Below are 18626 nucleotides of genomic sequence, written 5' to 3'. Positions count from 1 at the left end.
GCGGCAGGTCGGCGACAATGCTGGGCTCCATGAAAACCCTAGCCGACTGGCTCGCGCACGCCGAGCGACAGCATCCCAAGACCATCGAACTCGGCCTGGAGCGCACCCGCACCGTGGCACAGCGCCTCGGGCTGGCCTTCGATTGCCCGGTGATCACAGTCGCCGGCACCAATGGCAAGGGATCGACCTGCGCGATGCTGGAGTCGATCCTCGGGCACGCCGGCTACTGCACGGCCGTGTTTACATCGCCCCACCTCGTGCACTTCGAGGAGCGCCTTCGACTGAAGGGCGAAGCGATCGACGGCGCGCTGCTGGTGCCGCATTTCGAGGCCGTCGAGGCGGCCCGCGCCGAGATCCCGCTGACCTACTTCGAGCTCACCACGCTGGCCATCCTGCGCTGCATGGTCGAGGCGAAGCCCGACGTGGCGATCCTCGAGGTCGGCCTGGGCGGTCGGCTCGACGCGGTCAACATCATCGACGCCGACTGTTCGGTGATCACCAGCATCGACCTCGACCACATGAACTTCCTCGGGCCCGACCGCGAGAGCATCGGCCGCGAGAAGGCCGGCATTCTGCGCGCTGGCCGGCCGGCCATCGTGAGCGACCCGATGCCGCCGCAGAGCGTGCTCGACCATGCCCGCGAGATCGGCGCCGACCTGTGGCGCTTCGGGCACGACTTCAACGTGTCGGGCGACAAGCAGCAGTGGGGTTGGAGCGGACGCGGGCGTCGCTACAGCGGCCTGGCCTACCCGGCACTGCGTGGCGCCAACCAGTTGCTGAACGCCGCCGGCGTGCTGGCGGCGCTGGAAGCATTGCGCCAGCGCCTGCCGATCACCGCGCAGGCGGTGCGCACCGGGCTCGCGATGGTCGAGCTGCCGGGCCGCTTCCAGATCATCCCCGGCCAGCCGACGCTGGTGCTCGACGTGGCGCACAACGGCCATGCCGTGGCGGCGCTGGCCGAAAACCTCGATGCGATGGGTTTCTACCCGACCACGCATGCCGTCTTCGGCGTGATGGCGGACAAGGACCTGGCCCCGATCCTGTCGCGCATCGGGCCGTTGATCGACCGTTGGTACTTCACCGATCTGCCGACGCCTCGGGCCGCGCTGGGTGCCGCCCTCAAAGCGCAGTGGGAGGCGCAGAACACGCGCAAGGACGTCGCGTCGAGCGTGCATGCCGACCCGATGTCGGCACTGCAGGCGGCCATCGAGGCGGCGGACCCCACTGATAGAATCGTCGTCTTCGGATCGTTCTTCACGGTGGGTGGCGTGCTCGCGCACGGAACCCCCCGTCTGCAGGCCAAACACCTGCTGTCAGGCGCCTGATCGGCGGGTGTCCGGCCCCTCGCAACCCCACACCGCGCTGCACTCAATCAGGGATCGAATTCATGGCGTTTTTCAAGTTCCGCTCGCGTGGCCAGCCGACCAATGAAAGCCGCAACACGCCCGTGTCGGCGGCCCCAGCGGAAAGCGTCGATGCCATGCGCCGACGCGCGCGCCATCGGCTGCTCGGCGCGGCGGTGCTGGTGCTGGTCGGCGTGATCGGCTTCCCCCTGCTGTTCGACACCCAGCCGCGTCCCGTCGCGGTCGACATCCCCATCGAGATTCCCGACCGGAACAAGGCCGCACCGCTGCCGGCTCCGGTCGCCCAGGCGCCTGCGCCGACACCGGCCGCGCCGCCCGCCGAGGAGCGTCCGCGTGCAGCGGCCAACGCGCCGGCGACCGGCGTCATCACCGAGACGGCCGATGGCCGCGAAGTGTCGGCCGACCGACCGGTGGCTTCGGCCCCGCCGGCCGAGACGCATCCCGCACCGAAGCCTGCGCCCAAGCCCGAGGCCAAGCCGAAGCCGGAAGCCAAACCCGAGCCGAAGCCCGAACCCAAATCCGAACCCAAGCCGGTTACCGCAGCCAAGCCGGCCGAGGACGGTGCCCGTGCCCGCGCGCTGCTCGAAGGCAAGAACGCGGCTGCTGCGGCTGCCAAGCCGGTGGCGGCTTCGGACGATGCCGGTCGCTTTGTCGTGCAGGTCGGCGCCTTCGCCGAAGCCGACAAGGCGCGCGAGGTGCGCCAGAAACTCGAGAAGGCCGGTCTGAAGACTTACACCAACGTCGCGAAGACACCCGATGGCGAGCGCACGCGTGTGCGCGTCGGCCCGTTCGCATCGCGTGCCGAGGCGGACAAGGCGGCCGGCAAGGTCAAGGGCTTGTCTTTGCCCGCCGCCGTCCTCAGCTTGTAGGCATCGCGCACGAACGTGGCCCTGCTCGACTGGATTGCCGTCGTGCTGCTGGCGGTGTCGCTGGTTCTGGGGCTGGTGCGCGGCCTGGTGTTCGAGGTGATGTCGCTGGCCGGTTGGGTGGTGGCTTTCTTCAGCGCGCAGTGGTTCGCGAGCGATGTGGCGGCGTGGCTGCCCATCAGCGGTGACCCGGAGGCCTCATGGCGCTACGCGCTGGCCTTCGTGCTGGTTTTCATCGCCGTGGTCTTCGCCGTTGGTCTGCTGGCAGCGCTGATCCGCAAGCTGATCGCCGCCGTCGGGCTGCGGCCGGTCGACCGGGTGCTGGGCGGTGTGTTCGGCTTGGCGCGTGGCGCGGTCGCGCTGCTGGCGCTGGCGGTGGTTGTGCATTTGCTGTCGTTGAGCGAGAGCGCCTGGTGGCGCGAATCGCACAGCGCGGTCGTTCTGGATGCGGCACTGCAGGGCCTGAAGCCTGCATTGCCAGAGAAGTTGGCCAGTTACCTGCCCTGAGAGGATCGTCCCATGTGTGGAATCGTCGGCGTTGTCAGCAACGCGCCCGTCAATCAACTGCTCTATGACGCTTTGCTGCTGCTGCAGCACCGCGGCCAGGACGCAGCCGGCATCGTCACGCTGCTGGAACGCAAGTTCTTCATGCACAAGGCCAAGGGCATGGTGCGCGACGTGTTCCGCACCCGCAACATGCGCGCGCTGCCGGGCGACGTGGGCCTGGGCCAGGTGCGCTACCCGACCGCCGGCAACGCCTACAGCGAAGAAGAGGCACAGCCCTTCTACGTGAACGCGCCCTACGGCATCGTGCTGGTGCACAACGGCAACCTGACCAACGCGCATGCGCTGCGGTCCGAACTGTTCTCGACCGACCACCGCCACACCAACACCGAGAGCGACTCGGAAGTGCTGCTGAACGTCTTGGCGCACGAGATCGAGCGGTCGACGCGCGGCGGCATGCTGAATTCGACCACCGTGTTCGAGGCGGTGCGCGCCGTGCATCGGCGCCTGCGGGGCTCCTACGCGGTGGTGGCGCTCATTGCCGGCCACGGCCTGGTCGCCTTCCGCGACCCGTACGGCATCCGCCCGCTGGCCATGGGTCGCGGCGCCGACGGCACCGTGATGGTGGCGAGCGAATCGGTCGCGCTCGAAGGCTCGGGCCATGTGTTCGAGCGCAACATCGCGCCGGGCGAAGCGGTCTTCATCGACCTGCAAGGCCAGGTGCACGCCGAGCAGTGCGCCGATGCGCCAACGCTCAACCCCTGCATGTTCGAGTTCGTCTACCTGGCGAGGCCCGATTCGGTGATGGACGGCATCTCGGTCTACCAGGCGCGCCTGAACCTGGGCGAGACGCTGGCCAAGCGCGTGGTCTCGACCGTGCCGCCGAGCGAGATCGACGTGATCATTCCGATCCCCGAATCGAGCCGCCCGAGTGCCACCCAACTGGCGCACCTGCTGGGCATTCCTTACCGCGAAGGCTTTGTGAAGAACCGCTACGTCGGCCGCACCTTCATCATGCCGGGGCAGGGCGTTCGCAAGAAGTCGGTGCGCCAGAAGCTCAACGTGATCGCGAGCGAGTTCAAGGGCCGCAATGTGCTGCTGGTCGACGACTCGATCGTGCGTGGCACCACCAGCCGCGAGATCGTGCAGATGGCGCGGGACGCCGGCGCGAACAAGGTGTACCTCGCGAGCGCCGCACCGCCGGTGCGCTACCCCAACGTCTACGGCATCGACATGCCGACCAAGGGCGAACTGGTCGCGCACGACCGCACGATCGAGGAAATTCGCGAGTTGATCGGCTGCGACGCACTGATCTACCAGGACGTCGAAGGCATGAAGCGCGCGGTGATGAAGGCGTCGCCGACCACGGCCGGCGCACCGAAGCTCGATGGCTTCGACTCCTCGTGCTTCGACGGCATCTACGTCACTGGCGACATCGACACCGAAGCCATCAGCCGGATGAACGGCAGCCGTCCGCGCATCGAGGAAACGGAAGAGGACTCGTCCCGCCTGGCGCTGCCCAATCTCGCCGAATAGGCCGGAGACCCACGTGACCGAACGATCATTGCCGCCCGGCCTGCACCGCGACACGCTGGCCGTGCGCGCTGCCGGCGAGCGCAGCCAGTACGGCGAGAACTCCGAAGCGCTCTATCTGACGAGCGGCTTCGTGCAGCCCGATGCCGAGACTTCGGCACGCCGCTTTGCCGGCACCGAGGAAGGCTTCACCTATTCGCGCACCGCCAACCCGACGGTGGCGAGCTTCGAGCAGCGGCTGGCCGCGCTCGAAGGCACCGAGGCCGCCATCGGCGCGTCGAGCGGCATGGGCGCCATCCTCATGATGTGCATGGGCCTGCTGAAGGCGGGCGACCATGTGATCTGCTCGCGTTCGGTCTTCGGCTCCACGCTCAACCTGTTCGGCAAGGAGTTCGCGAAGTTCGGTGTCGAAACGACTTTCGTCTCGCAGACCGACGTGGCCGAATGGCGCGCGGCGCTGCGTCCCACGACCAAGCTGCTTTTTGCCGAGACGCCGACCAATCCGCTGACCGAGGTGTGCGACATCCGCGCGCTGGCCGATCTGGCGCACGATGCGGGCACCTTGCTGGCGGTCGACAACTGCTTCTGTTCGCCGGCGCTGCAGCGGCCGATCGAGTTTGGCGCCGATCTGGTGATCCATTCGGGCACCAAGTACCTCGATGGCCAGGGCCGGGTGATGGCCGGCGCCATCTGCGGTCCGTCGCGCCTGATCGTCGACGTGTTCGGCCCCGTGGTGCGTACCGCCGGCATGGTGCTGTCGCCATTCAATGCGTGGGTCGTGCTCAAGGGCATGGAAACACTGGGCATCCGCATGCAGGCGCAGTCGGCGAATGCCTTGGCGGTGGCGCAGTGGCTCGAAGGCCATCCGATGGTGTCGCGCGTGCACTTCCCCGGCCTCGCCTCGCATCCGCAACATGATCTGGCCATGCGCCAGCAGTCGGGGCAGGGCGGCGCGGTGGTGTCTTTCGACGTGCGTGGCAACGATCCGGCCACGGCCCGGAAGAACGCTTTCCACGTGATCGACAGCACCCGCGTCGTGAGCATCGCCACCAACCTCGGCGACACCAAGACCATCATCACGCACCCCGGCACCACCTCGCACGGGCGCCTGACCGAGGCGCAGCGGCAAGCAGCAGGCATCGGCCAGAGCCTGATCCGCCTGGCTGTCGGCCTGGACCATATCGAAGACATCAAGACCGACCTGCTGCGCGGTCTGGACTCGCTCCCCACATGACTCAACACGTAAGAACGCGCATCGCGCCATCGCCCACCGGTTTTCTGCACCTGGGCACCGCCCGCACCGCGCTGTATTCGTGGGCCTATGCGAAGCACCATGGCGGCCAGTTCGTGCTGCGCATCGAAGACACCGACGTCGCGCGCTCCACGCAGGACGCCGTCGAACAGATCCTCGCGTCGATGACCTGGCTGGGCCTCGACTACGACGAAGGCCCGGTCTACCAGATGCAGCGCCTCGACCGCTACAAGGCGGTGGTAGCGCAGATGCTCGAGGCGGGCACTGCCTACCACTGCTACTGCACGCCGGAAGAGCTCGAGGCCACACGCGAGGCGCAGCGTGCCCGCGGCGAGAAGACGCTGTACGACCGCCGCTGGCGCCCCGAACCCGGCAAGGTGCTGCCGCCCGTGCCCGAAGGCGTGCCGCCGGTGGTGCGTTTCTGCAACCCGGTCGACGGCGACGTGACATGGAGCGACCTCGTCAAGGGCGAGATCACCATCAACAACCGCGAGATCGACGACCTGATCATCGTGCGCGCGGATGGTGTGCCGACGTACAACTTCGCGGTGGTGGTCGACGACTGGGACATGGCGATCACGCACGTGTTCCGCGGCGACGAGCACATCAACAACACGCCGTGGCAGATCAACATCTTCCGCGCACTGAGCGCACCGCTGCCGGCCTTCGGGCACCTGCCGGTGATCCTGGGCGACGATGGCCAGAAGCTGTCGAAGCGCCGCGGCGCGGTGAGCGTCACGGCCTATGAAGAGAACGGCTACCTGCCCGAGGCGATGCTCAACTATCTCGCGCGCCTGGGCTGGAGCCATGGCGACGACGAACTCTTCAGGCGCGAGCAGATGGTCGGCTGGTTCGACGGCTCGCATCTGTCGAAGAGCCCCGCCCAATGGGACGCGGCCAAGCTCGCTTGGGTGAATGGCCAGTACATCAAGGCCAAGGCCGACGATGAACTCGCGCCGTTGGTCGCAGTGCAACTGCACAAGCGCGGCATCACGGCCGATGAACGCTTGGCCGCCATCTGCGCGTTGTTCAAGGACCGCTGCGAAACCACGGTGGCCCTGGCCGACTGGGCTGCCGCCTTCTACGCCGACGTGACGCCGAGCGACGCGGACCGTGCACAGCATGTGACCGATGCCGTGCGCCCGGCATTGGCCACGCTGGCCGACAAGCTGGCGATCGTCGCGTGGGACAAGGCATCGATCGCCGCAGCGATCAAGGAAGTACTCGCCGCACACGGCATGAAGATGCCCGCATTGGCGATGCCGGTGCGTGTGCTCGTGATGGGCACGCCCCAGACGCCTTCGCTCGATGCAGTCCTCGCCATCTTTTCTAAAGAAAAAGTGATCGAGCGTTTGAAGGGCTGATTTTTCAGCCTATAATCTGAGGCTCGACACCCAAGGGGGTATAGCTCAGCTGGGAGAGCGCTTGCATGGCATGCAAGAGGTCATCGGTTCGATCCCGTTTACCTCCACCATTTGGTTTGTCGAGTAGAAGAAACAAGTGCTGATCGCAGCGCGGTTCCTCAGGTTTTGACCCTATCGTCTAGAGGCCTAGGACACCACCCTTTCACGGTGGCTACCGGGGTTCGAATCCCCGTAGGGTCGCCAGTTTCACGCAAGTGAAGCCGGCCCAAGTGGTCAACACTTGGCTTCGCAAGAAGCGAACGTTGTCTACCAGGAGTGGTAGTTCAGTTGGTTAGAATACCGGCCTGTCACGCCGGGGGTCGCGGGTTCGAGTCCCGTCCACTCCGCCATTATTTTTGGGGTTCCCCAATGAAAAAAAAGCCACCTTCGGGTGGCTTTTTTGCGTTTTCCCCTGCCTCTACCCCTTTTTGGTTTTCACTGGGGTTGCACGCTGGTGACGAAATCTCTCGTCGATCACGAGGACCTTATCGACGGTCTTTGACCCTACGAAGGGCTGCTGATTGGCGTCGTTGAACTACAGGTGTTCTGAGCGTTCGATCAAACGTACCGTCAGCTAACGCCGAACGTCAGATCTTCGCTGCACATTCAACAACATGGCGACGGTGTTGGCCACACCGCAGAACGCGATGAGTTCTGCCGTGCCTCGTTGTCCGAAGTGGTGACGCAGACCGTGCAGGATCTCGTCGCTCACGCGATGACTTTCAAGCAGCGTGGTGTAGAAGCGTCCGGCCGCCTCCACGGCGCCGCCGTCCTGCGGTATCTGCCCTTGGGCAATGGCGCCGATCAGCTCGGTGGTCAAGCCTGCGTCCAACGCCTTTTCTCGGTGGGTGTCCCATTGATGGTCGCAATGATGTCGGTGCGCGGTCATGAGGAAGATTGCTTCCAGCACGCGAGCCGGGAGCGCGCCGGTCCAAAGCTGAGTGGACAACCGCTCAAGAAGGTCCGCGACGTGCGGACTGCCCAGCAGCGGCAGATAAGGTGCGGGTACGCGACCACGCCGTTGCTGGATCATGTCGTAGGCGGCGCGCTGATCGTTGGTGTGCAGGGCGTCTCGGGTCGCCGGAAAGCGGGCGGCTTCAGGCGCATCTTCAAACGTCTTCTCAGGCATTGGGCTTGATGTTGCCGGCCTTGACGACAGCCGTCCATTTCTCGATCTCCTGACGGATGCGGGTCTTGAACTCGTCCGAAGAGCTGCCGACCGGTACGAATCCGAGTTCGGTGAGTTTCTGGTGCAGGGCACCCGTACGCACGGCGTTCGCCGCCGCGGCTGCGAGCTGCGACACCGTGGCTGGCGGCAGCTTCGCAGGGCCGATCAAACCGAAGATCGGCGTTGCGTCCACGCTCGGAAGCCCCGCCTCCTGCATGGTGGGCACGTCGGGCAGCTGTGCGGCGCGACGCGCTCCCGTGACGGCCAGCGCGCGTACCGTGCCCGCTCGAATGTGATCGATCATGGTGGGCACCGTCGTGAATCCGAACTGGATATGCCCCGCCAGCAGATCGTTCAATACGGTGCCGCCGCCGCGGTAGGGCACATGGTTGATGTCGATCGCAGCGGCCTTGCGCAGCTGTTCGCCGGCCAGGTGCGGCGCGCTGCCTACGCCGGCCGAGCCATAGTTGAATCCGCCGGGCTTTGCCTTGGACAACGCCACGAATTCCTTGATGGTGGTCACCGGCACTGCGCTGTGCACGATGAGGACCAAGGGCGCAGTCGCCATCAAGGAGATCGGTACGAAGTCCCTCTCCGTGTCGTAGGGCAATGCTGTACCCAGAAGTCCGGGGTTGATGACGAACGCCGTGTCGACGAAGCCGAGTGTCTGCCCGTCCGGCGCGGCCGTGGCGACGGCGCGCGTACCGATCTGGGTCCCGGCGCCGGCCCGGTTGTCGACGATCACGGGCGCCTTTGTCGCCGGCTCGAGCGCTTGCGCCATCAGGCGGCCGAGCGTGTCCGTTGCCGCACCGGGTGGGTAGGGCACGATGAGGCGGACGGCCGGCTTGGTATCCGCGAATGCGAGAGACGGCGTACCGATCAGCGCGCCCAGGGGAAATGCGGCGCCGCCGAGGATCAGCGATCGCCTGTTGTGGATTGACATGAGGTGTCTCCTGAATGGGTTACTTGACGTGGCGGACGAAGTCGCTGTCGAGCAGCGCCGGGTCGGGGTCGGCACCCAGGCCGGGCTCGTCCGTCAGTTGGAAGGCGCCGTTGATGCATGGCACGGTGTTGCCATAGGGGGTGAAGCCAAGGTCGCAGAAGAGGCGCTCCACATGAACCTCGTCTTCCTGTGCCGCGAGCACGTGCAGCGTCGCCAGGAGGCCGGGGCCGAAGAAGGCCGATTGCGGCGCGCAGTGCACCGAGGTGCCGGCACACTCGCGCGACAGTCGCAGCAGCGTGGTGACGCCGCCCGACTTGATGGCACTGGGCTGCAGGTAGTCGACGGCCTGTGCCGCGACAATGGCGCTCATCTCATGCACGCTGCTCGCGTTCTCGCCGGCGGCCGTCGCGACGCCGGTCTGTGCACGCAATGCCTGCAGTGCACCGATGTTTTCAGGCGGCCAGATCGGTTCCTCGATCCACCGCAGGTCGAACGCGGCCATTGCGTCGACCGCCTGGGTCGCCTGGTCGGCCGTCCAGGCGCAGTTCGTGTCGACCATCAGGGGCACGTCCGGTCCCATCACGCCGCGCGCCGCAGCGACGGCGTCGAGGGTCTTCTCGTGCAGCTTGATCTGTCCGAACCCTGCGGCCAGCGCGCGCTGGACGTTCTTGCCGACCAGCGCGGTGTCGCCGTAGTACTGCAGCAGCGACGCGTAGGCGGGGATGCGGGTGCGCCGGGCGCCGCCGAGCAGCGCGTGCAAGGGCACGCCGGCCATCTTCGCCTTCAGGTCCCAGAGTGCGATGTCGATACCGCTCAGCGCGTGCAAGACCGGCCCCGAGCGCCCCATGTTGTGCAGGGTGCGTTCGAGCGAGGCGATGAGCAGGGGGTCCATCGCGTCGCGGCCGATCGTGAGCGGGGCGATCCGGCCGCGGAAGAGGGCAGACAGCGCATCGAGCTCGGCGCCGTACGACTCGCCCCAGCCGACCAGGCCGTCGTCGAGTTCCACGCGGACGAGGCCGCTGTCGAGCGTCGTGCGAGGGCGCCCGGCGAAGAGGGGCGCGGGGGCGCCGTGGTCGAAGGGCAGTCGAAGCTGAAGGCAGTCGACCGAGCGAATGGTGGATGACATCTGGGTTCCTGGCCTTGCGGTTCTGGCCGCACTACCAATGTTGGTAGCGCTACCAAACCTATCGTACGATGGCACGGCACGCTGACGTGCGCGGGTTTCTATCTAGGCGCTGTCGCGGGAGACGATCGAAAAGCCGACGTCGACCTGGGGTTCTTCCACGTCGAGGCCGTTGCTGCGGTTCACGATGAAGCGGGCCGCCAGTTGGCCGATTCGCGTGCTGTCGATGCGAACGGTGGTGAGCGAGGGCGAGACGTCGGCGGCGAAGTCGAGGTCGCCGAAGCCGACCACGGCAATATCCTGCGGCACGCGCAGGCCGCGCGCACCGGCCTCGGTGACGACACCCAGCGCCAGCACGTCCGAGCTGCAGAAGACCGCATCGGTCCGGGGCTGGCGTCGAAGCAGTTCGCCCAGTGCATCCCGGCCGCTGCGGACCGTCGCCGGCGCGACGACCGACTCGATGACGACGGTGCTTGCGCGCGCGTCTTTCGGTCGCTTCAAGGCCGAGTCGGCGAAGGCGCGCGCGCGCCGTGCCGCCCGCGCGTGGTCGCCGCCGATGAAGCCGAGGTGCCGATGGCCACGCTCGATCAGGAACGACGCCACCGCGGCGGCAATGGCTTCGTGCGAGAAGCCGACCAGCATGTCGATCGGGTCGGGCACCATGTCCCAGGTCTCCACGACAGGAATGCCCGACGCCACAAGCCGGCGCCGGCCGGCCGACGAGGGCACCACGCCACCGAGCACGATGCCGTCGGGACGCCGGCCGATGATGGCCTCGAGCAGCGCGTCCTCTTCCTGCGTGCGGTAGCCGCTCTGACCGAGCATCAGCTGATGGTCTCGCGCCGCGAGCTCTGCGATGAGCGACTGCACCATTTCCTGGAACACGGGGCCTGCAATCGAGGGCACCAGGGCGGCGACGAGGCGGCTCCTCCGGGAGGCGAGGCCCCCCGCCACGCGGTTGGCCACGTAGCCGGTCGCGTCGACCGCGGCGCGCACCTTGGCGAGGATGCTGGGCGATACCTGGTCCGGCGCATTCAGCGCACGCGACACGCTCATGGCCGACACGCCCGCCAGACGGGCGACTTCGAGCAGGGTGATGCCGCCGGAGGAACGCCCGCGCCGCAAGGGCAGGGGCGCAAGAGCGGGTCGCTCGGTGTCGGTGCGTTGTTTCTTCGTGGAGGCCGGCATGCGGGTCTGGCGAGGGGCGGTCCGAAAAGCTTACCCGGTTCGCCGGCCGCTCACGACAGGTGCGACCGGCCGTTATAGTCCGCAGCCAACCACCATGACAGATCGCCCTCCGCAGCCTCGCCACCTGAGCGTCACCGTGATGGACGTCGCCAAGCTCGCGGGCGTGTCGGCGATGACGGTGTCGCGGGTCTTCAATGCGCCGCACTCGGTCCATGCGACGACGCTTGCCAAGGTGCAGGCTGCGATTGCGTCCACCGGCTACGTGCCCAATCTCGGCGCCGGGGGCTTGCGCTCCAGCCGGACGCGGCTGGTATCGGCCTTGGTGCCGACCCTGTCGGGGCCGGTCTTCCTGGACACCACCGAGGCCCTCAATTCGCGGCTGCAGCAGCACGGCTATCAACTGATGGTCGGGCAGAGCGGCTACACCAATGCCACGGAAGACGATCTGGTGCGCGACATCATCGGGCGCCGGCCCGATGGCATCGTGCTGACCGGCGTGCTGCACAGCGAGCTGGGTCGAAAGCGGCTTCTGGGCGCGGGCATTCCCATCGTCGAGACCTGGGATGTCGCGCTCGATCCCATCGACATGCTGGTCGGCTTCTCGCATGAGGCGGTGGGTCGCAGCGTCGCCGACTTCCTCCTGGCACAGGGACGCAAGCAACTGGCCGTGGTGGGCGGTGACGACCCGCGCTCGGTTCGCCGCGCCAACGCATTCATCGCCGCCGTGCAGGCGCGTGGCGCCGTCGCGCCGATCACGCATCTCGTCCCTGCGCCGGCAAAGCTGGGCGACGGCCGTCGCGCACTGCGGTCGATCCTGCAGTCCCATCTTCGGATCGACGCGATCTTCTGCAGCTCCGACATGCTGGCGCTCGGCGTGCTGACCGAAGCCCACGCAGCCGGCATCCGCGTTCCCGCCGATCTGGCGGTCGTGGGCTTCGGCGATCTGAACTTCGCGGCGGACCTGGATCCCGCGCTGACCACCGTGCGCATCGATGGTCGCCGCATCGGTCAGATCGCGGCCGACTGCATCGTCGAGCGGGCCGCGGGGCGGCGGCCACCGGAGATGGTCGTGGACGTCGGCTTCACGATCGTTCGGCGCGCGAGCGCCTGAATTAAACGGTCCCGGACTCGCGTCAGTGCGCGTGCCCGCGATGGGCCGGTGCTGGTTGCGATGCGTCTTCGTGCACGTGGTCATCGTGCGGCGCCACGCCTTCGCGAGACTTCAGCAGCCACACCCGAGCGAGCGCGGGGTCGCGCCGCACGCCGTTGCCGCTTTCGTAAGCCTGGCCGAGCGTGCGTTGCGCCTGCGGGTTGCCGGCGTTGGCCGCGCGCTTTAGCCAGCTCATGGCCGTGGGCACATCTTTCCGGACACCGTTCCCCGACACGTAGCTGGCGTACAGCGCGTACTGGGATTTCGCGGCGCACCGGTCGGGTTGCGTGGCGGTCCGCTGGTACCACCCGAACGCCTTGCGGGCATCTTGCGCGACACCGCCCAGGCCGAGCCTGTAGAAGTCACCCACCATGCACTGGGCGATCACGCTGCCGCCGTCGGCCGCGCGCTGGAACCAGTGGAACGATCGCGCGAGGTCCTTGGGCGTGCTGCCGTTGCCGTTGAAGTAGACGAAGCCAAGGTCGGCTTGGGCCGGCACATGGCCTTGCTGCGCGGCGCGCTCGAGGTACCTGAATGCCTGGTGCAGGTCCAAGGCCTGACCGGTGCGGCCGCTGTGGTGGTTCGCGACTTCGTACGCCGCCAGCGCATCGCCGGCGTCGGCGCGCGACGACAGCGCCGCCAAGTCTGTCGCTGTCGTCGCAGCAGCCGAGGCCCCGCAGAACGCCACGACCACTGCGGCAATCCACCCGCATCTGAACATTCGTCGTGCCATGACCGGGGCGTCGGTCACGCTACTGGAAGGTCTGGGTGACGTTGGCCGGCACCACGATCTCGCTGGCGCGGGTGAGCGAGATCGTCTTCGTCTGGCCCTTGGCGATGGTGGCGAGCACGGCCTGTGCGTCGGCCAGGGAATTCAGGCGCTGGGTGCGCAGGTACTCCGGCGGATGGAAGGTTCCCTTCTCCGCATGGACCGACTCGACGGGCCCGCCCTTGTAGACGATGGACGCGTTCAAGCCTGGGCTGAACTGCGTGAAGCCTTCGGGGATATAGCCCTTGTAGACCGTGTCCTGAACGTCGATGGCCACCTGGACGTAGTAGCCGCCCGGGTCGTTCACGTACTGGTCGGTCGAGGTCGTGATGCCGTTGGCCAGCAGCGGAAGCTTCGGGTTCTTGTTCTGCGGCCCCACGAAGCCCTGAATGATCTTTCCGTTGTCCAGGATCCTGGCCGATACCGCGTTCACGCCGGTTTCGCGACCTGGCTTGAAAGGCCCCGACGTCTCGATGCTCTTGTACGTCGCATTGGCCGCGTCGCTGGCCGCGTAGGAGGCGACCGAGCGGCGTTTCTCCAACTGGTTGGAGAACTCGCCCGTGAGGTTCACGCCGTTGACGGCCGGCGAGTCGAACACCTTGGATCGCATCGCGTCCATCATGGTCAGGGGAGCGCCTGCATTCGCCGGGTCGCGGTTGTACGCCTTCAGTGCCTGGTAGACCTCGACGATCGGGAACTGGTTGGTGTGCTGCGGCGCGACGAAGTCCACATCCAGCGTGTTCTGCAGGTAGCTGAAGCCGTGCTGGAACGACAGGCGCAACCAGCCGTTGGCCGCGGTCGGGCTGTTGAGGCCGTTGAAGCCGTAGCCGCCGTGGTAGCCGAAGGTGTAGAACTTCCCGTCGTCGGGATTCTTCACCTTGAACAGCATGTTGGTGCTGCCCGGCGTGTGTCCGGGCGACCAGATCACCATGATCTGCACGTTGCCGTAGTCGTACCACTTGTCGTAGTCGTACGAATGCGAGACGCGTTCGCGGATCACGGTCTCGCTCGTCGGCAGCGCACCCGGGATGTTCCAGGTGTTGCCCTGCAGGTCCGAGGTGATGCCCGTGGCGTCTTCCTTCGACGCCCACAGCGCGATCGGCTTGCCCGCGTTGTCCATCATCTTGAGCTGTTCGACGACCGTGCCGTAGTGGTCGCTGTGGCCGTGCGTCAGCCAGATGTCGGTGACCGATCGCGGATCGACGCCGACCAGCTCCATGTTCTTCCAGTACTGGTAGCCACTGTTGGGCCAGCCCGCGTCGACCTTGATGACCTTGTCGTCGGACGGATCGTTGGGCGTACCCATGTCGGCCTTGAGCAGGTACGAAGCCACCTCGTTGTCGCCCACGTAGTACATCGTGTTCTTCACCATCTCGAAGGGCTCGGTGCTGCGGGAGTAGGGCGCCGTCGTCGGGGTGGTCGCGTTGATCTTGTTGAAAGGCTGGCCGGACACCGGGTCGTTGCCCTTGTCGTCGAGCATCGTGCTGAGCGTGGGCACGTCCCACACCGGCTTGCCGTCGGTGGTGGACTGCGGCGTGAAGTACCAGATCGCGACCACCTTGGCGGTGTCGACCTTCAGGTAGTTGCTGTCGAAGAGCAGATAGGCGCTCTGGCGCGAGGTGGTGCCGTGGTCGTAGTTGGCCGTCACCGGGATCGATGCGAAGTCGGCGACCGTGCTCTTCGAATAGTCGGCGGTGTTGACGTTGAACACCTTCGCGTTCGATGCGACCTCGTAGGTCTCTTCGTAGCGCTTGATGGGCTGCGCGTACGGGCGCCCGGCCTGGTCGGCCTTCACCAGGTTGCCGTCGCCCACCGTGATGGTGGCGCCGGTCTTGCCGTAGACCCAGCCCGCCGCGACCATCGGGCCGGGTGCGTTGTCGTTCCGGGTGACCGCGGCGCCGTACTTCCTGAGGTTGAACTGGGCCGCGGTCGAGTTCCTCTTGGACAGGACGACGTTGAAGGTCTGCGCCGCGTCTGCCGGAACGGCCACGCTGTCCGCGTCGCTGCCGGGGACCCAGTCCACGAGATTGCCGGGCACCAGGCCGGCAACGACGTCGGCCGTCCTGGCTGCGGGCACCGTGGCGGACAGGGTCTTCACGCCGCTTTGCGTCAGCACCGCGATGCGAACGGTGTCGTTGCCGGCGCTGCCCGACGTGGTGGCGGGCGTGCCGTAGACCAGGCCCGCTGCCCGGAAGACCGGCGCGGATGGGGCGGGCGGATTCACCGTGCCGCCGCCGCCTTCCGGTGCGGGCGTGTTCGCGCTGTCGCCGGAGCTGCCTCCGCCGCAGCCGATGACAAGCGCCGAAACGACAAGGGCAGCCGGAACGTGCCAATGGCCTAGAACCGATTTCATGCGTGATCTCCAAGGAAGTGGCGCGCTGGCCTGTCAAGAGCAGTGGTCAGCGCGCGATAAGGGGATGTAAGGATGGCGGCCCGATCAGAGCCGTTGCAGCGATCCGTCCGGATTGCGTCGGTACCGCTTCAGCATTTCGTCCCACATCTTTCGCGCTTGGCCGGGGTGCCACGCATGGCCGATGTCCGATGTGATCTGCCAGCGGTACTCCGCGCGCCCGCTGTTCCAGATCTCGGTCGTGCGCCGCCCGTCGATGGCGATGCTCGGTGACGAGAAATTCTGGTTCACCGTCTCGCGCCAGAACGTCCTGGCAGCGGTCTCGCCGGCCGTGCCGCCCGGGAACTCGCTCGGAAGTTCCTGTTCGCCCCGGCACTGCCACACGGGCAGCGCGATGTCCGTGCGCACGATCGGGTTGGCATAGCTCGCAGCCGACAGATGCCCCGAATAGCAAGGCGCGATCGCAGCGAAGAGTTGCGGGTATTGAACCGCGATGCGGTTCGTGAGCGCGGTCCCCTGCGACGAGCCATTCAGGAAGACGCGGCCTTCGTCGATCTGGTACGTCTTCTTCATCTCGTCCAACAGGTCGAGGAAGAACAGGACGTCAGGGTTGTTCGCATCGATGGAGGTCGTCCAGGTCGCCTGGAGGCCGTGGGGGTAGACGACGATGAAGCCTTCGTCGCGCGCGACCTCGTGCCATTCCGAAATCTCCGCCTGGAAACGGCCCGAGCCGTTGCGGCCATGGAAGGAGAAGACGAGCGGCAGCTTCTTGCCTTCCGCGACCAGCTTCTGGTACTGCGGCGGAACGTAGGTCAACCATCGCCTGGGCTCTCCGGGACGCAAGGCCTTGATCGTCTCCGTGAGCCCCATGTCCGCGATGCTTTTCTCCGCATGCAGCGTTCCGTTGTAGGACTTGTTGTCCGGAAAGCGCACGACCTTCCCGAACATCTCATCCCACACCAGTCTCGACACTTCGGTCGACTCGGCCGGGCGGTCGAGCTTCGAAACCTTCACTTGCTGGACGGGGTTGTCCTTCACGAAATCGGTCACCGTCGGCAAGGTGCCCACGGGGGTCTGAACCTGCGCATCGGTGCCGTTCGCCTGGCGCCAGAAGTCCGTCTGCTTCGTGAACGCGTTCGGCCCGCACTGGAACTGCCACACGGCCATGGCCGTCTTGGGAAGACCGTCGGCCGGAAGATTCAGCGTCGCAGGTTCTGCGGCTGCGCCGAACGAGGCGACGCCGGTGGCCATGACGCCGAGCTCTCGCATGGCGAGTTCCTGCGCCATGGACCCGCCGGCGCCCGCGCCCGTCAGGAACGTGGACATCGTCGATGGGAGACCGTAGCGGGTGCGGACGGCCGCAGCGGCGGCCACCACGAACGCATGATCGTCGGAGCGTGCCGCGTCCTTGCCGGTGTTCCAGCCGCCGGACTTGGCCACCGGGAAGACGGCGACGAAGCCTTTTTCCTCCGCAAGGGTGGGCCATCCAGTCAGCCGTGCATTCTCTGGGGCCGACTGGCCCGCGCGGTGCAGCGAAATGACGACTTCCACGCCGCGCGCATCCTGTTCGCGGAGGGCGGCGACGGCGCCGGGGGCGTACTCGTAGTACTGGCGGTCCTCTCCGTTGACCTTGATGGTCTGAAGCACGAGCGGAAGGGCCGATGCCGCGGGCGCGGCCGCCGCATTGGGCAACGACGCGCACTCGGCGGTCACCGTCGCAGGTGCTTCGGTCGGCGGCGGGGGAGGTGGAGCCCTGTCGTCCGACCCGCCGCCTCCACAGCCGGCAAGCACGGCAGAGGCGACGGCCAGCATCGTCAATGTCTTCATGGAGTCTCCTTTTGGTTATCGTTAACAAATTGAATTGTTAGCGCAACCAGAATCGAACTTTCTGAGGGCAAACCCGGCAAGACATTGAAATTTCAGAGGGGAATTCCAGAACTTCGTGACGCGCGCCTCATGGCCAGGGTTTCAGGGTAAACCCCTAAGCACATTCAAGTGTTAACGATAACAATTAAGGGCTTCGTACCCGCACAGGCGTGCGCGACATCGGATCGCGCGGGCCTTCGTTTCAACCGAGTTGCCTGACCTTCATGAACCCGCAAGAACTCAAATCCATCATGGGCTCCGGCCTGCTGTCGTTCCCGCTGACCGACTTCGACGCCAACGGCGATTTCAACAAGAAGAGCTACGAGCAGCGTCTCGAATGGCTCGCCCCGTACGGTGCGAGCGCACTGTTCGCGGCAGGCGGCACCGGCGAATTCTTCTCGCTGACCGGCGCGGAATACCCCGGCATCATCAAGACCGCGGTCGACACCTGCCGCGGCGTGGTGCCGATCATCGCCGGCACCGGCGGCCCGACGCGCTTCGCCATCGAGTGCGCGCAAGCGGCCGAGAAGGCCGGCGCCCACGGCATCCTGCTGCTGCCGCACTACCTGACCGAAGCCGGCCAGGAAGGCCTGGCCGCGCACGTCGAGGCGGTGTGCAAGAGCGTGGACTTCGGCGTGATCATCTACAACCGCGGCTCGACGCGCTTCAAGCCCGAGACGCTGGCTGGCCTGGCCGAACGCAACCCGAACCTGGTGGGCTTCAAGGACGGCATCGGCGACATCGAGACCATGGTCGCGATCTACCAGCGCATGGGCGACCGCTTCGCCTACCTGGGCGGCCTGCCCACGGCCGAGGTCTACGCCGCCGCCTACAAGGCGATGGGCACGCCGGTGTACTCGTCGGCCGTCTTCAACTTCATCCCGAAGACCGCGGTGCAGTTCTACGAAGCCGTGCGCGACGACGACATGGCCACGCAGCACCGCCTGCTCAAGGACTTCTTCATGCCCTACCTCGAGCTGCGCAACCGCATGCAGGGCTATGCGGTGAGCATCGTGAAGGCGGGCGCCAAGATCGTCGGCCACGACGCCGGCCCGGTGCGCCCGCCGCTGACGGACCTGAAGCCCGACGAGATGGAAATGCTCAAGGCGCTGATCGACAAGCTCGGCCCGCAGTAAGCCCTGAAACG

General features: G+C 66.5%; 15 protein-coding genes and 3 tRNA genes. 11 read left to right on the top strand and 7 right to left on the bottom strand.

Annotation, left to right across the window (positions count from 1 at the left end; all coding sequences use genetic code 11):
* The first annotated feature begins 17 nt into the window (after positions 1 to 17).
* The 9 genes from folC to ACSFBE_RS09010 all read left to right on the top strand — a co-directional run bounded on the left by folC (position 18) and on the right by ACSFBE_RS09010 (position 7272).
* The gene (folC, locus tag ACSFBE_RS09050; RefSeq protein WP_435490054.1) at positions 18 to 1325 is read left to right on the top strand and encodes a bifunctional tetrahydrofolate synthase/dihydrofolate synthase; all 1308 of its coding nucleotides are present in this window, start codon (positions 18 to 20) and stop codon (positions 1323 to 1325) included.
* A gap of 62 nt (positions 1326 to 1387) precedes the next feature.
* Complete coding sequence (locus ACSFBE_RS09045; RefSeq protein WP_435490053.1) at positions 1388 to 2233, top strand: SPOR domain-containing protein; 846 nt, start codon at positions 1388 to 1390, stop codon at positions 2231 to 2233.
* A 15-nt stretch (positions 2234 to 2248) separates the two neighbouring features.
* A complete protein-coding gene (locus tag ACSFBE_RS09040) occupies positions 2249 to 2737 on the top strand; it encodes a CvpA family protein (protein ID WP_435490052.1) in 489 nt (162 codons plus the stop codon).
* 12 nt (positions 2738 to 2749) lie between these two features.
* Entirely contained in the window at positions 2750 to 4270 is a 1521-nt protein-coding gene (gene purF / locus ACSFBE_RS09035) for an amidophosphoribosyltransferase (RefSeq protein WP_435490051.1), read from the top strand.
* Between the two features lie 13 nt (positions 4271 to 4283).
* Positions 4284 to 5501, top strand: a complete 1218-nt coding sequence (locus ACSFBE_RS09030) for an O-succinylhomoserine sulfhydrylase (RefSeq protein ID WP_435490050.1) — start codon at positions 4284 to 4286, stop codon at positions 5499 to 5501.
* Complete coding sequence (gene gltX, locus ACSFBE_RS09025) at positions 5498 to 6883, top strand: glutamate--tRNA ligase (protein ID WP_435490049.1); 1386 nt, start codon at positions 5498 to 5500, stop codon at positions 6881 to 6883. Before ACSFBE_RS09030 ends, gltX begins: the two co-directional genes overlap by 4 nt.
* A gap of 34 nt (positions 6884 to 6917) precedes the next feature.
* Positions 6918 to 6993: transfer RNA gene (locus tag ACSFBE_RS09020), tRNA-Ala, on the top strand.
* Between the two features lie 57 nt (positions 6994 to 7050).
* Positions 7051 to 7126, top strand: a tRNA-Glu gene (locus ACSFBE_RS09015).
* Positions 7127 to 7195: 69 nt separating this feature from the next.
* A tRNA-Asp gene (locus ACSFBE_RS09010) sits at positions 7196 to 7272 on the top strand.
* Positions 7273 to 7496: 224 nt separating this feature from the next.
* Here the strand turns inward: ACSFBE_RS09010 and ACSFBE_RS09005 are convergent.
* The 4 genes from ACSFBE_RS09005 to ACSFBE_RS08990 all read right to left on the bottom strand — a co-directional run bounded on the left by ACSFBE_RS09005 (position 7497) and on the right by ACSFBE_RS08990 (position 11344).
* Entirely contained in the window at positions 7497 to 8051 is a 555-nt protein-coding gene (locus ACSFBE_RS09005; protein ID WP_435490048.1) for a carboxymuconolactone decarboxylase family protein, read from the bottom strand.
* Positions 8044 to 9033, bottom strand: coding sequence for a Bug family tripartite tricarboxylate transporter substrate binding protein (locus tag ACSFBE_RS09000; protein WP_435490047.1), 990 nt, complete (start codon positions 9031 to 9033; stop codon positions 8044 to 8046). The genes ACSFBE_RS09005 and ACSFBE_RS09000 overlap by 8 nt, the downstream gene beginning before the upstream one ends.
* A gap of 19 nt (positions 9034 to 9052) precedes the next feature.
* A complete protein-coding gene (locus tag ACSFBE_RS08995) occupies positions 9053 to 10159 on the bottom strand; it encodes a mandelate racemase/muconate lactonizing enzyme family protein (protein ID WP_435490046.1) in 1107 nt (368 codons plus the stop codon).
* Between the two features lie 102 nt (positions 10160 to 10261).
* Complete coding sequence (locus ACSFBE_RS08990; RefSeq protein ID WP_435490045.1) at positions 10262 to 11344, bottom strand: LacI family DNA-binding transcriptional regulator; 1083 nt, start codon at positions 11342 to 11344, stop codon at positions 10262 to 10264.
* A 139-nt stretch (positions 11345 to 11483) separates the two neighbouring features.
* Between ACSFBE_RS08990 and ACSFBE_RS08985 the strand changes: the two genes are divergently transcribed.
* Complete coding sequence (locus ACSFBE_RS08985) at positions 11484 to 12455, top strand: LacI family DNA-binding transcriptional regulator (RefSeq protein WP_435490377.1); 972 nt, start codon at positions 11484 to 11486, stop codon at positions 12453 to 12455.
* 22 nt (positions 12456 to 12477) lie between these two features.
* Here the strand turns inward: ACSFBE_RS08985 and ACSFBE_RS08980 are convergent, their stop codons facing one another.
* The 3 genes from ACSFBE_RS08980 to ACSFBE_RS08970 all read right to left on the bottom strand — a co-directional run bounded on the left by ACSFBE_RS08980 (position 12478) and on the right by ACSFBE_RS08970 (position 17440).
* Positions 12478 to 13137: a tetratricopeptide repeat protein gene (locus tag ACSFBE_RS08980; protein ID WP_435490044.1), complete on the bottom strand. Its 660-nt coding sequence runs from the start codon at positions 13135 to 13137 to the stop codon at positions 12478 to 12480.
* A 109-nt stretch (positions 13138 to 13246) separates the two neighbouring features.
* Positions 13247 to 15616: an MBL fold metallo-hydrolase gene (locus tag ACSFBE_RS08975; RefSeq protein WP_435490043.1), complete on the bottom strand. Its 2370-nt coding sequence runs from the start codon at positions 15614 to 15616 to the stop codon at positions 13247 to 13249.
* 84 nt (positions 15617 to 15700) lie between these two features.
* Positions 15701 to 17440, bottom strand: a complete 1740-nt coding sequence (locus ACSFBE_RS08970) for a prolyl oligopeptidase family serine peptidase (RefSeq protein ID WP_435490042.1) — start codon at positions 17438 to 17440, stop codon at positions 15701 to 15703.
* A 263-nt stretch (positions 17441 to 17703) separates the two neighbouring features.
* Between ACSFBE_RS08970 and kdgD the strand changes: the two genes are divergently transcribed.
* Positions 17704 to 18615, top strand: a complete 912-nt coding sequence (gene kdgD, locus ACSFBE_RS08965) for a 5-dehydro-4-deoxyglucarate dehydratase (RefSeq protein ID WP_435490041.1) — start codon at positions 17704 to 17706, stop codon at positions 18613 to 18615.
* Positions 18616 to 18626 lie beyond the last annotated feature (11 nt).

The organism is Variovorax sucrosi (assembly GCF_051216635.1).
Taxonomy (GTDB): domain Bacteria; phylum Pseudomonadota; class Gammaproteobacteria; order Burkholderiales; family Burkholderiaceae_C; genus Variovorax.
Note: the sequence above shows the minus strand (reverse complement) of the source record. Positions and strands in the feature narration are given on the sequence as shown.